Below are 14,667 nucleotides of genomic sequence, written 5' to 3' on the forward strand. Positions count from 1 at the left end.
ATAACTTTTTTAAATTAAATAAAAATATTAATTCATAGTTTTAACACAGTCTCTTGCATCCGGGGTAAATAACCTATGGTATTCAATCCCTCCGGGATTGGTATGCTGCTTTTACCGATAGTTATTCTTCTCTGGATAATCTCGTGAATTATATCAAAAATCAGGAGGAGCATCATAAAAAAATGAGTTTCTTAGAGGAATACGTGGAGCTTCTCGAAGAGCATGGGGTATCTTTTGATCCAAAGTTCCTGCTGTAATTCAACCCCTATCGGGGTTGTTAGTAGTTAAGGCCTCATGTCATGCCAAACCACCGGATTGCATCCGGGGTAAATAACTGTTGGTATTCAATCCCTGTCTAGCCGACAGGCAGGCTTTCAGGATTATTAGTGTCTAGTTTAAGGTATACATTAATTTAGAAGTAAATAGTTTAACCTAACTCGATACAATTGAAATTGATTTTTTAGGGTTTATTGGAAACCATTTTTTGATCCAATAAGGAAGAAACTACCTGCAATTCTAACTGAATCCCAACCCCTGAAAGGGGTTAAAATCCGAAGGGTATTTACCCCGAGTGAAACTCGGAGGGCTGACATGAGGCCCAAACCCCAAAAAACTCCCAACGCCGATAGGTGTTGAATTAACAAACAACAAAGGCGATCAATTATTGATCGCCCCTATTATTTCTTAGAAAGAGAGAAATGCTTACTTGTCGAAGTTTTTCTTCAATTCTTCAATATCAACATTCTTGATTACCGGCTTGGCACTCAATTGTTTGATTTTGATAACTCTTGTATTTTGAGCTTGTCTCTTTCTTCTTAGTTTTCTTTTTAAAGTAGTAACAGCCATCGTATTATCTGTTTATATTGTCTCAAATGAGGTGCAAAATTAAGATAAAATTTTGATTTTACTTAACTTTGAACAAAATAAAACAAAAAGATGCCTGTTCAAAAACCAAGCTTACCTAAGGGAACAAGAGATTTTGGTCCTCTTCAAATGGCCAAAAGGAATTTTATACTGGATACCATTAAAGATACATTCAGACTTTTTGGTTTTCAACAACTGGAAACTCCCACTATGGAAAACCTCAGTACACTTACAGGTAAATATGGGGATGAGGGTGATCAATTGCTCTTTAAAATTCTCAATAGCGGTGATTTTTTGAAAAATGTCAAGGAAGAGGATTATCGATCAGGAGCTTCTGCGGTCCTTCCTTTGGTAGCGGGAAAAGGGTTGAGGTATGATCTCACGGTCCCATTTGCCAGGTATGTAGTCATGAACAGGAATGAAATTACTTTTCCATTCAAAAGATTTCAGATTCAACCTGTTTGGCGGGCTGATAGGCCACAGAGGGGCCGGTATCGCGAGTTTTATCAATGTGATGCTGATGTGGTAGGTACCGACAGCCTGACTTGTGAGTTGGAAATACTACTTATGATCAAAAGGGTTTTTGCAAAGCTTGGCTTAAAGGATTATGACATTAAAATTAATAATAGGAAAATCCTTACTGGGATTTCCGAAGTGATAGGAGAGTCAGGTAGAGAAGGTGAGCTTTGTGTTGCCATTGACAAGCTGGATAAAATAGGTTGGGAAAAAGTGCAGGAAGAGCTTTCCCAGCGAAATTTTTCAGCTTCATCTATATCCAAACTGAGTCCCGTTATCAACCTTAGTCAAGGGAATAAATCCAAATTGGAATTTTTGAAATCATTCCTTAAAGACTCCGAAATAGGATTGAAAGGAATAGCTGAGCTTGAAGAGGTATTCTCTTTGCTCAGTCGTTACGGTGAAAATGAGTCAAATATAGATTTTGATGTTGTTTTGGCTAGAGGCTTGTCTTATTATACGGGTGCCATTTTCGAAGTAAAAGTCAATAATGTGTCCATTGGATCGGTCAGTGGGGGAGGAAGGTATGATAACCTTACGGGTATGTTTGGTTTGGAAGGGGTTTCAGGTGTAGGTTTTTCATTTGGAGTGGATAGGATTTATGATGTAATGGAAGAATTGGAGCTTTTCCCAGACCATCAAGCTGAAAACACCAAAGTACTGATCACCTATTTTGATCAAGAGGGATTTGAGTATGGTTTAGGAATTTTGGGAAAATTGAGGCAGGCTGGTATTTCGTCGGAGCTTTATCCCGAACAAGCGAAGATTAAAAAGCAATTTACCTATGCTGATAAAAAGCAGATTCCTTTTGTGATGGTTTTGGGTGATAATGAAATCAAGGAGGGGAAAGTTGGGCTTAAGAATCTCCAAACTGGTAATCAGGAAATGATGGATGTTGCTGAGTCCATTGAGGTTTTGAGGTAAATTTGGGTTTCTAGGAGAGAGTTATGGCCACTAAGTCTTAAACTGGGGGTGATCATATTTTTTCTTCTATTGGGATGCGCCGATGGTCCTTATGACTGTATGCAGATGCAAATAATATTCAATTGACTCGTGAAGGTCTTATAGTGATATTCAGTTGGTAGCAAGATGTAACAAGAGAGGGATTTCAAGTCTTTAGGGCATGCCTTTTTTGGGTTGTGAGTGCCGACACTCACAACGGCGAAGATTTCAGCTGAAGCCTGTCCTCCTCGGCTAAGAGGTTGGGCCAGCGCATAAATCTGATGGAAATTCTAAAAGACTTTAACAATAGGATAGATGCTTAATCCAATCGTTGTTCGAGATTTTAAATCTTGACCAGCGCGGAGAAAGCACAAAAAACTTCTTTAATATTCGTGTATTAGTGGCAAATATCATTCTACCTCTAAAATTGCATTTATCGGAATGAATAGGTTTTGTTTCAAGGTTACATACTCAGAACCTACTGACCAAACTGTGGTATTCACCTGAAATATCCTTTCGTCTGCTGTTTCGAATGTAATGTTTACCTTATTTTTCAAAAGATTTCCCAATGCCTGAGCGCGCATTAAATCAAAAGTGCGTCTCTTTTTTTTCAGATCGTCCTGTAAAACTTCTTTTTTGGAGAATTTCAATTCTACAAGGTTCTCTTTTTCAATTTTCTCTATAGTTTTCATATGTTGCTTGTGTTGCGGTTTAAATTTATAAGTGCCCGATGTCACATAAAAATTCAATCGATTAGAATCGGATTAGGTTTCATTTAGGCTATAAAATTTTTATATAATTTACATATATAAAATTAAATTACTGTAAACGGTATTTATTCCATATTTCAATCCATCATAAATGGAAACAGACTTAAAGGAAACAACTATATTTGCATTGAAAAAAAATAGAAAGCTATGTTTGATATGATGAGCATCATGAATAAGGTGAAAGAGGCCCAAGAGAAAATCAAGGAGGCCCAGTCCAAATTGGTTCACCTGAAAGCTGAAGGGGAATCCGGAGCAGGAATGGTAAAAGTTACCGTAAACGGCAATAGAAAAGTAGTGGCTATTCAGGTGGATGATACGCTGATAAATGCAGCTGACAAAGACATGATGACTGATTTAATTGTAGCGGCGACAAATAAAGCCTTGGAAGAGATTGAGGTTAAGATCAAAGAACAAATGAAATCTGCTACCAATGGTATGATGCCTAATATACCAGGGATGGATTTTGGAAACATGTTTTAATGCAAAAAGCAGCAATAGTCATTCTCAACTATAATGGTTCAGCTTTCCTTAGGAGGTTCTTACCATTTGTAGTTAAGTATTCTATTTATGACATTATAGTAATTGACAATGCGAGTACAGATGATTCAGTTTCATTCTTAAAAAATGAGTTTCCCAGGGTTATACGCCAAGTCCTTTTAAAAAATTTTGGATTTGCAGAGGGGTATAACAAGGGTTTGGATTATTTGAAAGGCCGGTATCAGTATTACATATTATTGAATTCAGATGTAGAGGTCACTCCTTCCTGGGATGAGGGTCTCATACAATTTTTAGAGAGTAATCCTCATGCTGCTGCTGTTCAGCCTAAGATATTGTCTGAGAAGGATAAAAAGAAGTTTGACCATGCAGGTGCTGCAGGGGGATATTTGGATAGTTTAGGATACCCATTCTGCAGGGGTCGAATCCTGTCACATTTGGAGGAGGACGAGGGTCAATACAATCAAAATGTAAATGTAGATTGGGTATCAGGTGCCTGTATGGCTATCCGAGCTGATTTATTTCACCAATTCAGAGGTTTTGATCCCTTGTTTTTCGCCCATATGGAAGAAATAGATCTTTGCTGGAGATTGCGTAATCAAAATCATAATCTATACTATATATATAAGGTGTCGGTTTACCATGTTGGTGGAGGGACACTATCCAAAAGCAACCCTTTTAAAACCTACCTTAATTTCAGAAACAGTTTATTCACACTTAGAAAGAATCTGAATACACAGGTATTTTACAAAATTTATTGTTGTAGGATATTTTTAGACCTTGTGGCTGCGGTAGTTTTTTTATTTAAGGGTCTTTGGAAAGACAGTAAAAGTGTGCTGAATGCCCATATTGATTTCCACAAATCAAAAAAAAAGTTGCAGATTCCCATTAATCCATCCAAAAAGGTGGGGAATACAAAAGTAAAGTCAATACTTTGGGAATATTATTTGCTTGGAAAGAAAAAGTTTTCAGAGATTTAGTCAAATAAAACCGGATTATTCATCTTTCGAAGGTATTTCCTGATTTTCATCATCATCGCCATACTTACATATAATATGACAGGTGAACCTAGGGTGATGAAAGAACTATAGATGAAAAACAACCTGATAGAATCTATCGGAAAGTTGAATCGTTCACCTAGTTTGGAACACACGCCGAAAGCTCTTTCTTCGAAAAACAATTTAAGCTTATACATAATTGTTGGTTTAGATTGATTTAAATGTAATAAAATATTCTGAATATCAACATTAATTTTGTGTACCTCGAAATGTTTAGAAATCAAAGATTTAACCTTCTGCTATTGTTGTTTTTTGCGTTATCGGTAGCATGCAGCCCCAAAATTAACAAATATGATTCAGTCTTAGATGGGATTTCCGCCAAGCCTGAAGTTTTGGCTATGCACCGTGATTCAGTGAGGGTTGACATTACAGGATCATTACCGCTTCCGCTTCTTGATAAAAACACAATAGTATACCTTTATCCGGAATACAGGTATGGGGAAGGAGCTTTACGCCTTGGTGAGTTCAAAGTTTTTGATGGAGTATATGACAATATCACCCAAGCAGTGCGCCTTGAGGAAAAGATCAAATTCCCATACTTGGAAGGAATGGAAAGAGGTGAACTTGCATTAAAAGCTTTGGTGTTTTACAAAGACAAAGTAATAACACCAAAAGAAAAATCTCTTGCACCCGGACTTGATACAAGTCCTTTATTGACCAGATTGGGGCAAGTTATTCCAAATGAACCCATTCAGGAAATAGGCATTTATATAGAAACTGATTTTTCAGGTTATTCATCGAATATTGAAAGGGAGTTCACTGTTAATTTTCCCCTGGCCTCAGCCCAAGTACCTGGAAGGTCTATACCCGCTGAATTGTATAATTTTCTGTCCAGAGGGGAAAAAGGGTATGTTATTGAAAAAATAAAAATCACAGGAATTACTTCTCCTGAGGACGCCGAACTTGGAAACCCTTCCCTTGCTACTGAAAGGTCAAATAACCTCAAGACAAGGATCATAAATATAAAGGGGTTTACCAACTTCAAAGTTGAAACAGACACGAGAACCAATGATTGGTTTGATTTTAGGATGTTGTTGAGGGATTATTCAGGAATCAGTGCAGATCAAAAAAATGAGTACTACGAGATTTTGACTTCGAATAATAACTTCGCATCAAAATTGAATGAGCTCCGACAGAAAAATACCTATAGAAAAGTTTCATCAGAATTGTTTCCCAGGCTACGAGCAGCCAAAGTGTCTGTATCACTTCAAAATGCCAGATTTTCTGATGCTGAAATAGCCGCTTCCGTTTTTAAAATGCTTCAGGAAGGAGAAGGTTTGGAAGGTTTTACCAAAGAACACCTTATATATGCAGGGCAGGAAGCCAAGCGACTGCAAGAAAAAGAAAGGATTTACTTAAAGCTCACCGAAATATATCCCTCGGTCATTGCATTCAATAACCTAGGGGTAGTTTATCTCAACAAGGCACAGAGAGAATTGGATATGAGAGAAAAAAACATATTGATCAATCAGTCCATAAGTATGTTTAGGGAGGCCAATAGGATACAGGCCAACTCCACATCCATGCATAATTTAGGCAGAGCATTTATTTTAAGGCAAGATTATTTTGAAGCTTATGTTGCAATTTCGGAAGCTTCCGGACTGGAGAAGGATGAAAGCAATTCTTTTTTAAGATACAATGAAGGGATAAGGGGAGCACTAGATATCCTCAACGGAGATTATAGACTTGCGACCATCAGATTTAACAGGGCACCGGAAAATGAAGTCAATTATTTCAATAAGGGTTTAGCTTATTTTTTAGCCGAAGATTACAAACAGGCCCTCATTGCCTTCGAAGAGTCGGTACAGGTGAATAGGGAAGATGGTTATGGTTTTTATGGATTGGCCTTGGTGGCAGCTAAAAGTGCAGATGAACAGGCATTGATAGAAAATTTGGAAAAAGCAATCTCAAGGTCAGAGTACTTAAAGGAAAGGGCAATCAATGAGGTAATTTTTAAAGATTATTTGGATACTCCACGCTTTATGAGAGTTTTTAAATAGGTCGAATGTTAATTAATTATAAAAGACGCTGGGACTTGTTAAAAAAAATTAAATCTGATTTTTGAAAAAAACTTTTGTATTCTTCATTAATCCCTTAAATTAGTTGCTGATATATAGAAAATCCTTTAGGATTATTTAAGTTTTAAAGGGTTTTTGAAATATTCAGTAAGTTAAATCCTGAAAAGGAATATTCATTAAACCTATATTAACAGTAATCCCAAATCTCAACGCCTATGACCCAAGCCCCTTTTTTTATTTAGAATTACAAAATCGTTTTAGCAGTACAGATTTAAGACCTCCTGAAAAACAATTCAGGATTGTAGAAAAGATAGCCCAGAGTTATCACGGTTTAATCAGGCAATAGGAAAGGCTAATACTGGCCTTGCAAACTATTGCAATTATTTTGCAATATGTTGCAAACGATTGCAGGATTAAAAAATAATTAATTGCTTTCAAACCTTATCAGTTAATAATTATTACCCAATCAATCTATGTTTATGGAAAAACTTTACAAAAGCTTAAGTGTATTCATACTACTCTTAGCGCTTTCCAGTGCAACAGCACTGGCACAAAGAACAGTGACGGGTACAGTTCTCGATGAATTCGGGGACGGTCTCCCGGGAGTAACTGTACTAGTAAAAGGAACCACCACAGGTACAGCGACCGACATTGACGGAAAATATTCCCTCAATGTTCCTAGCGACCAAAGCGTGTTGGTATTCTCATTTATCGGTTATACATCAACCGAACAAGTAGTAGGAAATAGGTCTGTCATCGATCTTAACATGAATCCCGATGAAAGACAATTGACCGAATTGGTCATTACGGGTTATACTATTGATAGTCGTCGTGAGTCGACAGGTGCAATTTCAACAGTTGATCCTAAAGACCTTACCATTATCCCAACAGGTAATATTGAGCAAACCTTACAAGGTAGGATTGCCGGTGTAACTGTAGTTACCAATGGACAGCCAGGTACCACTTCCCAAATTAGGGTAAGGGGCTTCGGTGCTTTTGGTGGTAATGAGCCACTTTACATTGTGGATGGTGTACCAGTAGGAAATACAGACTTCCTTAACCCAGACGATATCGAATCTACAACTGTATTGAAAGATGCAGCAGCAGCTTCCATCTATGGTGCAAGAGCTGCCAATGGTGTTATCATTTATACAACCAAGAGAGGTTCTAGAAAAGCACAGAAGATGCGTTTCGATTATAATGGTATGACAGGATTTACTTTTCCTGGAGCAGGTCTTGATATGACCAATCCACAGGAATATGCTGACATTACTTGGCAGGCAGAAAGAAACCAAGCCAGAATAGACGGTAGAGAACCTAACTTTGCAGGTGCTCACCCTCAGTTTGGTACCGGTGCACAACCTGTACTTCCTTACTACATCAATGTGGGTGGACAAGCTGGTGTTGCCGGTCCATTGTCACCTGCTCAACTTGAAGAACAAAGAGAACTGTATAATATAGATCCTACAAGAGGTTCTATCCATCAATTGGTAAGAGCTGCAACTGGTGAAGGTACGGATTGGTTTGGAGCCATTACAAGAGTAGCTCCTATTCAAAGACATTCACTTGGCTTTTCAGGAGGAACAGAAACCAGCCGTTATTTCTTTGGCTTGGGTATCCAAGATCAGGGAGGTATTCTGATAGGTAATGATTTTAGAAGAATTTCACTTAGAGCGAACTCAGAGCATGATTTGGGAAGCAAAGTGAGAATCGGACAGAATTTCCAGGCTACATACCGTCAGGTATTGGGTCAGACAGGTGGTGCAGGCGGACAAGGTGTATCAAGAGATGAGAATGATATCCTTCAAGCCTTCCGTATGCCATCCATCATCCCGGTTCGAGATGAGTTTGGTGGATATGCCGGTACGGCTGCCAGAGGTTTTAACAACCCTCGTAACCCAGTGGCTAACAGAGAAGGTCTTTTGGACAATAGAAACTTCAATGCGAATGCTTTTGGTAATGTTTATATGGAGGTTGATCCAATTGAAAACCTGACTTTCAGGACTTCTATTGGTGGTCAGTACAACAACTTCTACAATGTAGGTTTCAGCAGGTTGCAATATGAAAACTCTGAAAACAACTCCGCTTTTGGTTATAATGAAGGATCAGGCTATTCTTTCAGCTGGACATTTACCAATACAGCACAATGGAAAAAGACAATTGGAATCCATGCATTTGATGTTCTTGTAGGTCAGGAAGCCTTAAATACCGGTGTTTTCAGAAACATTAATGCAGTAGGACAGAATCCATTTTCTCAGGATCCTAATTTCATTACCATATCTAACTTACCTGTGGCCACTAGAATTGTAAATTCAGGTCAAGGTTTAGGTGTAAACTTCCTGTCTTATTTCTCTAGGGTGAACTATACCTTGAATGATAAGTATTTGTTCTCTGCTGTTGTGAGACGTGATGGTTCTTCCAGGTTCGGTTCAAATTTCAGATATGGTACTTTCCCTGCTTTCTCCGCAGCTTGGAGAATTACATCTGAAAGCTTTATGTCATCAGCGACTTGGTTGGATGATTTGAAAATCCGTGGTGGTTGGGGACAAATGGGTAACTCCAATAACGTAGACCCTAATAACCAATTCTCCTTATTTGCAGGAAATATCGGACTATCTTCTTATGATATTGCAGGAACTAATTCATCTGCACTTATTGGTTTTTACAGATCAAGAATCGGTAATCCTGATGCAAGATGGGAGACTGCTGTTACTTCCAATATCGGTTTTGATGGTACTGCCTTCGGAGGTAGACTTGATGTGATCGTGGATTTATGGCAAAAAGATACCAGAGACCTTTTGTTCCAGGTACCTATCCCTTCAATGGCTGGCTTTAGAGCTGCAGCTCCTGCGGTGAATATTGGTGAAATGATGAACAGAGGTTTGGATATCTTGGTAGCAACAAGAGGTAACCTTTCCAATGATTGGACTTATGAATTACAGGTAAATGGTGGGTTCTTGAGAAACGAAATCCGTTCTTTGGCACCAGGTCTTGATTTCATTACCTCAGGAAATGCAAACCCAGCTTTTAGGGGTATACAACCAATCCGAAATCAAATTGGTCAGCCACTTTCTTCTTTCTTTGGCTACCAGGTAGATGGTCTTTTCCAGTCCGATGAAGATGTGGCAAGCCATGCAAATCAGCCAGGTGCAGCTCCAGGAAGATTTAAATATAGAGATGTAGATGGAGATGGTGATATCACACCTGATGACAGGGTTTTCCTTGGCTCTCCTGTTCCGACATTCACTGGTGGTATGAACTTTACCGTTGGATATAAGAATTTTGATCTTTCAGCTTATTTCTATGGTACTTATGGTAACAAAATTTGGGCACAGTGGAGATGGTTTACTGATTTCTACCAGACATTTGAAGGTGCTGCCATTTCCAGACGTCTTCTTGATGCTTGGACACCAGAAAATACCAATGCAACTGTTCCGATCGTAGAAAGAACTGCAAATGAAAGTAATTCTTTGGTAGGTAATAGCTATTATGTAGTGGATGGATCTTACTTAAGATTACAGAACTTGACTTTAGGTTATACAATGCCTCAGTCTTTATTGCAAAGATGGAAGATAGAAAGACTTAGGGTCTTCGCTTCTGGTAACAACTTGTGGACTTTGACTGGATATGATGGTCTTGATCCGATGGTAGGTGGTGATGTCGATTTGGCATTTGGTATAGATGTAGGTAACTACCCTGTGACGAGACAGTATACTCTTGGTTTAAACTTAAGTTTCTAACCAAACATTCTGTGATACAAAGTGTTAACAGCAAAAATTCATAGACTAATTATATTATGAGAAAATTTAAATTTCAAATTGCAGCAGCCTTTACAGCAGGAATCATGTTGATAGGCACAAGCTGTGAAGATTTTCTGGATGTTCCAGTTGTGGGGCAGCTTTCAGAAGCTCAGCTAACCTCACTTGAGGGGATAGATGCTACCTTGATTGGAGCATATTCCCAAGTAAATGGTAGAGATCAGCGTATGTCTTCTCCTTCCAATTGGGTATGGGGAAGTATCAGAGGGGGCGATGCCAATAAAGGTACTGACCCTGGTGATTTTGCAACAATCAACCCAATCCAAAGGTTTGAAGCAAACCCTACAATTGATGTGATTGAAAACAACTGGCAAGGGCTTTACGAAGGGATTGCTAGAGTAAACAGTACATTAAGGCTCTTGGCAATGAGAGGTGACGATGTGTCTGATGCACAAGCGGCGAACATTGAAGGACAGGCCAGGTTCTTAAGAGGTCATTATTATTTTGAGTTGTGGAGAAACTATAACAGGGTTCCTCTTATGACCGAGAACAATGATTATGGTACTGAGGAATTTAATGAAATCAGGAATGATCAGGATGTACTACCTTTGGTGATTGCAGATTTCCAGTTTGCAGTAGACAACTTGCCAGCAACACAAGCGCAAGTAGGTAGAGTAAACTCTTGGGCGGCAAAATCTTACCTTGGTAAGGTGTATATGTATCAGCAGAGATTCTCTGATGCCAAGCAATTGTTTGATGATGTGATTTCTAGTGGCGTAACTTCTAATGGATTGAATTACGGGTTAGTGCCTTATTATGACGATATGTTCCGTGGAGCAAATGATAACCATCAGGAATCCATTTGGGCATACCAATCAGCTGCAGGTACAGGTTCCGTGAACAATGCAAACCCAGAGTTTGACTTGAATTTCCCATACAATACGGGACCAAATGGACCAGGTAACTGTTGCGGATTCTTCCAGCCATCTTTCTCTTTTGTGAATAGTTTTAGAACCAATTCTCAGGGATTGCCATTGATCGATAATTCCTTTAATCAGCCGGCAAATAGGGTTGCTAACGACCAAGGAATTGGTTCTTCTGCTTCATTTACGCCTGATTCAGGTAACTTGGATCCAAGATTGGATCACACTGTTGGAAGAAGAGGAATTCCTTATTTGGATTGGCAAGATCATCCAGGAGAAGCCTGGATCAGGAACCAGCCTAATGGAGGTCCTTATTCTCCTAAGAAATATGTTTACCAAAGAGCTGAACAAGGTTCTTTCCAGGATAACTCTTCTTGGACTCCAGGATATACCGGTATCAATATCATGATCATCAGGTTTGCTGATGTCCTCTTGATGGCTGCTGAGGCAGAAGTTGAATTGGGTAACCTTGAGAGAGCAAGAGAGTTGGTGAACAGGGTAAGAGAAAGAGCTATGAATTCTGTACTTTTGAGAGAAGATGGATCAATGGCTGCCAATTATGTGGTAGGCCTGTATGAATCTCCTTGGACTGATGCTAATGTTGCAAGACAGGCGGTTAGATTCGAAAGAAAAATTGAGTTAGGTATGGAAGGTCAAAGATTCTACGATCTAGTAAGATGGGGAATCGCAAAAGAAGAGTTGGATCTATACTTTGCTTTGGATGCATCAATTCTACAATCTGCACTTGGAGGTTCAAGCTTCACCGTGGGTAGAGATGAATTGCTTCCAATTCCTCAGTTCCAGATTGACTTAATGGGTACGGATCGATTGATTCAAAACCCTGGTTTCAACTAAGAACCATTAAACCTCATAATTTATATATCTTCAAAGGGATGGCATTAGCCATCCCTTTGTTTTTTTAGGAAGTTTTAGCTGATATCCTTATCGGTGCCGCCGTTCGTGTCTCCACGCACGGCTTTTCGACTAAAGTCGGTTGACCCTAGGTTGTCGGCTTGACCACTACTTAAAAGTAGTGGTAATTGATTTTGGGTTGGTGCTGGGTAGGGCGGTTGATATTGAATTCAGGGTTATCCACAATTTCCATCGCATTTATGCGGTGGATTAGGTTTTCCGTTTGAGTTTTGTGGCTTTAGCCGAAATATGTTGTTGCTACCCCCGTTTGTGTCTCCACGCACGGCTTTTCGACTAAAGTCGTTTGACCTTAAGTTGTCGGCTTGGCCACTACTTAAAAGTAGTGGTAATTGATTTTGGGTTGGTGCTGTGTAGGGCAGTTGATATTGAATACAGGGTTAACCACAATTTCCATCGCATTTATGCGGTGGATTAGGCTTCCCGTTTGGGTTTGGTGGCTTTAGCCGAAATGTGTTGTAGCCACCGCCGTTCGTGTCTCCACGCATGGCTTTTCGACTAAAGTCGTTTGACCTTAAGTTGTCGGCTTGGCCACTACTTAAAGAGACTGTGTTAAAGCGTGTAAATTTTTTAAAAACCTTTGATTTCAGCGATTTTAGGAGATTCTTTAGATTTTTTATTGAATCCTGGTCAGGAATTTTACAGGACATGTTTTTTGGCCAGTCAGTCAAAATATCCTTTCCATGGACCCATATCCATATCATAATCAATTAAAAAAGGTCTATCTAAAAGTTATGCAGCCTTCCAGTTGTATTTTCTTGCCTCATTGATCAATACTTTCGGAGCCTGGATGTTCCCAAGCCTTTTAAGGTTGTAGGCCAGGGTATAAAGATCCAGTTCAATGATTGCTTTGTCTTTCCCGCATAGGACAAGTTCAAACTTCCCCATCAGTGCCTTTATTGTTCCAAAAGGATGCTCAACTGTATTTTTCCTTTCTTTCATAGCCTCTACTGCCCGTTCCATTTTCAGTTTTTCCTTGTAGACATCAATCTTTTTCTGCTCGATGTTCCTTTTTATGGCCCTTCCATATTTTGATGTAGTGCATTGACTTCTTATCGGACATCCCTCACAATCCCTACATCTATATTTATTATATACAGAACCTTTCGCATTTATATTTCTGGCCATCAGAGTCAGGAATTTCCCCTGTGGACATGTGTACCTGTCAGCGGATTCATCATAGGTAAAAATCAGTCCTTCCTCTTCTTTTCTGTCATTCTCTGTTTTTTGGATAGGCACAAAACACTCAACTCCCTGATCCTGTAAAAATAAAATATCCCTGAAATTCCCATAACCGCGGTCCGCAACTGCTTCCTTTGGCTTTATGCCTGTCTGGAAGACTGTCTCCTTCACACATTCCCCAAGCTGTTTCCTGTCATTCACTTCAGTTGTCAGATAGTCTGTCATAATGAAATGATTTTGTGCTTCGACCCCTATCTGAAAATTATAGCCGGCAAATTTTCCGTTCCTGCCTTTCAGTAATACAGCTTCAGGATCATTGGCGGCAATCCGTTTCAGACCTTCCTGATCCAGTTTTTCACCGATCCCGATCAGTCTTTTTTTTTCTGCTTCCTTCCTGTCTATGTTCAACCGGAGCTCCTCTATCTCCTTGTTAAGCTTTTCATCCTTATCCTCCAATGCATCCATCTGTCCCATAGTCTTCAGATACTCTGAAAGGGTCTTTTCAATATTTTCCACTTTTTTAAGAATACCGCTTTTGGTGAGCATTTCTTTGGAGGCATATGCTTTTACTTTGGAACCATCGAAGACTATTCTTTCCCCGCTGACATATGATCGGTCCTTTAAAAACCTCCTGAAAGTCTTAAGAAAGCTTTTTATGCCCTCTCCGTTCTCTTTTCTGAAGTCGCTGATTGTCCAATGATCAGGCTGAAGCCCTTCCATAAGCCAGATTACTTCGATATTCCTATGGGATTCCTTCTCAAGTTTTCTGCTCGTGGAAATGCCGTTGAAATATCCGTAAACCAATAGACTGAGTAGTGAAACAGGAGGATAGGCCTTACGTCCTTTCTCCTTTTTGCCCTTTTTCGAAAAAAGATCAGGATTGGATTCAATAAAATTGCGGCACATAACATCAAGCAACCTGACCGGGTTGTCTTGGGATATCATCGAATCATAGGAAAGCATCATTAACTGGTGTCTGTCTTGATGATCTTTGTAATGCATAAATCAAATTTGTTTATATACTAAAAATAACTTTTTTAAATTAAATAAAAATATTAATTCATAGTTTTAACACAGTCTCTTTAACCCTGGGTTTAGAAATTAAAGTTGATTTTTGTTTTTGGCCGAGGGATGGTCAAGAGTGAATTAGGCTTACCGCCAAAAACAGGGATGGGAAAGGGATATTGATTGAGGATTTATTACTATAATTT

Annotated in this window: 10 protein-coding genes; 6 read left to right on the forward strand and 4 right to left on the reverse strand. The window is 39.1% G+C overall.

Features of this window, described 5'->3' with window-relative positions:
• Nucleotides 1-702 precede the first annotated feature (702 nt).
• Nucleotides 703-846, reverse strand: coding sequence for a hypothetical protein (locus tag EA341_RS12920; protein WP_293015154.1), 144 nt, complete (start codon nt 844-846; stop codon nt 703-705).
• Nucleotides 847-936: 90 nt separating this feature from the next.
• On the opposite strand from EA341_RS12920, the gene hisS reads away from it, so the two are divergent.
• Nucleotides 937-2,304, forward strand: a complete 1,368-nt coding sequence (gene hisS / locus EA341_RS12925) for a histidine--tRNA ligase (protein WP_293015159.1) — start codon at nt 937-939, stop codon at nt 2,302-2,304.
• 428 nt (nt 2,305-2,732) lie between these two features.
• On the opposite strand, the gene EA341_RS12930 is transcribed toward hisS, so the two are convergent.
• Complete coding sequence (locus EA341_RS12930; RefSeq protein ID WP_293015162.1) at nt 2,733-3,014, reverse strand: hypothetical protein; 282 nt, start codon at nt 3,012-3,014, stop codon at nt 2,733-2,735.
• A 225-nt stretch (nt 3,015-3,239) separates the two neighbouring features.
• Between EA341_RS12930 and EA341_RS12935 the strand changes: the two genes are divergently transcribed.
• Nucleotides 3,240-3,572, forward strand: coding sequence for a YbaB/EbfC family nucleoid-associated protein (locus EA341_RS12935; RefSeq protein WP_293015166.1), 333 nt, complete (start codon nt 3,240-3,242; stop codon nt 3,570-3,572).
• Nucleotides 3,572-4,567 carry a glycosyltransferase family 2 protein gene (locus EA341_RS12940; RefSeq protein WP_293015169.1) on the forward strand — a complete coding sequence of 332 codons (996 nt, stop codon included), beginning with the start codon at nt 3,572-3,574 and terminating at the stop codon, nt 4,565-4,567. Before EA341_RS12935 ends, EA341_RS12940 begins: the two co-directional genes overlap by 1 nt.
• Here the strand turns inward: EA341_RS12940 and EA341_RS12945 are convergent.
• Nucleotides 4,564-4,782 carry a PspC domain-containing protein gene (locus EA341_RS12945; protein WP_293015171.1) on the reverse strand — a complete coding sequence of 73 codons (219 nt, stop codon included), beginning with the start codon at nt 4,780-4,782 and terminating at the stop codon, nt 4,564-4,566. The genes EA341_RS12940 and EA341_RS12945 overlap by 4 nt on opposite strands.
• A 72-nt stretch (nt 4,783-4,854) precedes the next feature.
• On the opposite strand from EA341_RS12945, the gene EA341_RS12950 reads away from it, so the two are divergent.
• The 3 genes from EA341_RS12950 (at nt 4,855) to EA341_RS12960 (ending at nt 12,199) form a co-directional block, all read left to right on the forward strand.
• The gene (locus EA341_RS12950; protein ID WP_293015174.1) at nt 4,855-6,645 is read left to right on the forward strand and encodes a tetratricopeptide repeat protein; all 1,791 of its coding nucleotides are present in this window, start codon (nt 4,855-4,857) and stop codon (nt 6,643-6,645) included.
• A 491-nt stretch (nt 6,646-7,136) separates the two neighbouring features.
• Nucleotides 7,137-10,403 carry a TonB-dependent receptor gene (locus EA341_RS12955; protein ID WP_293015176.1) on the forward strand — a complete coding sequence of 1,089 codons (3,267 nt, stop codon included), beginning with the start codon at nt 7,137-7,139 and terminating at the stop codon, nt 10,401-10,403.
• A gap of 56 nt (nt 10,404-10,459) precedes the next feature.
• Entirely contained in the window at nt 10,460-12,199 is a 1,740-nt protein-coding gene (locus tag EA341_RS12960; protein ID WP_293015179.1) for a RagB/SusD family nutrient uptake outer membrane protein, read from the forward strand.
• An 807-nt stretch (nt 12,200-13,006) separates the two neighbouring features.
• Here the strand turns inward: EA341_RS12960 and EA341_RS12965 are convergent.
• Nucleotides 13,007-14,458 carry an IS1182 family transposase gene (locus EA341_RS12965; RefSeq protein ID WP_293015182.1) on the reverse strand — a complete coding sequence of 484 codons (1,452 nt, stop codon included), beginning with the start codon at nt 14,456-14,458 and terminating at the stop codon, nt 13,007-13,009.
• Nucleotides 14,459-14,667 lie beyond the last annotated feature (209 nt).

Origin of the sequence: Mongoliibacter sp. (genome assembly GCF_007692705.1) — a bacterium.
Taxonomy (GTDB): Bacteria; Bacteroidota; Bacteroidia; order Cytophagales; family Cyclobacteriaceae; genus Mongoliibacter.

Excerpts from the sequence above, each read along its gene's own strand:
- EA341_RS12920 (WP_293015154.1), bottom strand. The coding sequence starts at position 846 with ATGGCTGTTACTACTTTAAAAAGAAAACTAAGAAGAAAGAGACAAGCT.
- hisS (WP_293015159.1), top strand. The coding sequence starts at position 937 with ATGCCTGTTCAAAAACCAAGCTTACCTAAGGGAACAAGAGATTTTGGT.
- EA341_RS12930 (WP_293015162.1), bottom strand. The coding sequence starts at position 3,014 with ATGAAAACTATAGAGAAAATTGAAAAAGAGAACCTTGTAGAATTGAAA.
- EA341_RS12935 (WP_293015166.1), top strand. The coding sequence starts at position 3,240 with ATGTTTGATATGATGAGCATCATGAATAAGGTGAAAGAGGCCCAAGAG.
- EA341_RS12940 (WP_293015169.1), top strand. The coding sequence starts at position 3,572 with ATGCAAAAAGCAGCAATAGTCATTCTCAACTATAATGGTTCAGCTTTC.
- EA341_RS12945 (WP_293015171.1), bottom strand. The coding sequence starts at position 4,782 with ATGTATAAGCTTAAATTGTTTTTCGAAGAAAGAGCTTTCGGCGTGTGT.
- EA341_RS12950 (WP_293015174.1), top strand. The coding sequence starts at position 4,855 with ATGTTTAGAAATCAAAGATTTAACCTTCTGCTATTGTTGTTTTTTGCG.
- EA341_RS12955 (WP_293015176.1), top strand. The coding sequence starts at position 7,137 with ATGTTTATGGAAAAACTTTACAAAAGCTTAAGTGTATTCATACTACTC.
- EA341_RS12960 (WP_293015179.1), top strand. The coding sequence starts at position 10,460 with ATGAGAAAATTTAAATTTCAAATTGCAGCAGCCTTTACAGCAGGAATC.
- EA341_RS12965 (WP_293015182.1), bottom strand. The coding sequence starts at position 14,458 with ATGCATTACAAAGATCATCAAGACAGACACCAGTTAATGATGCTTTCC.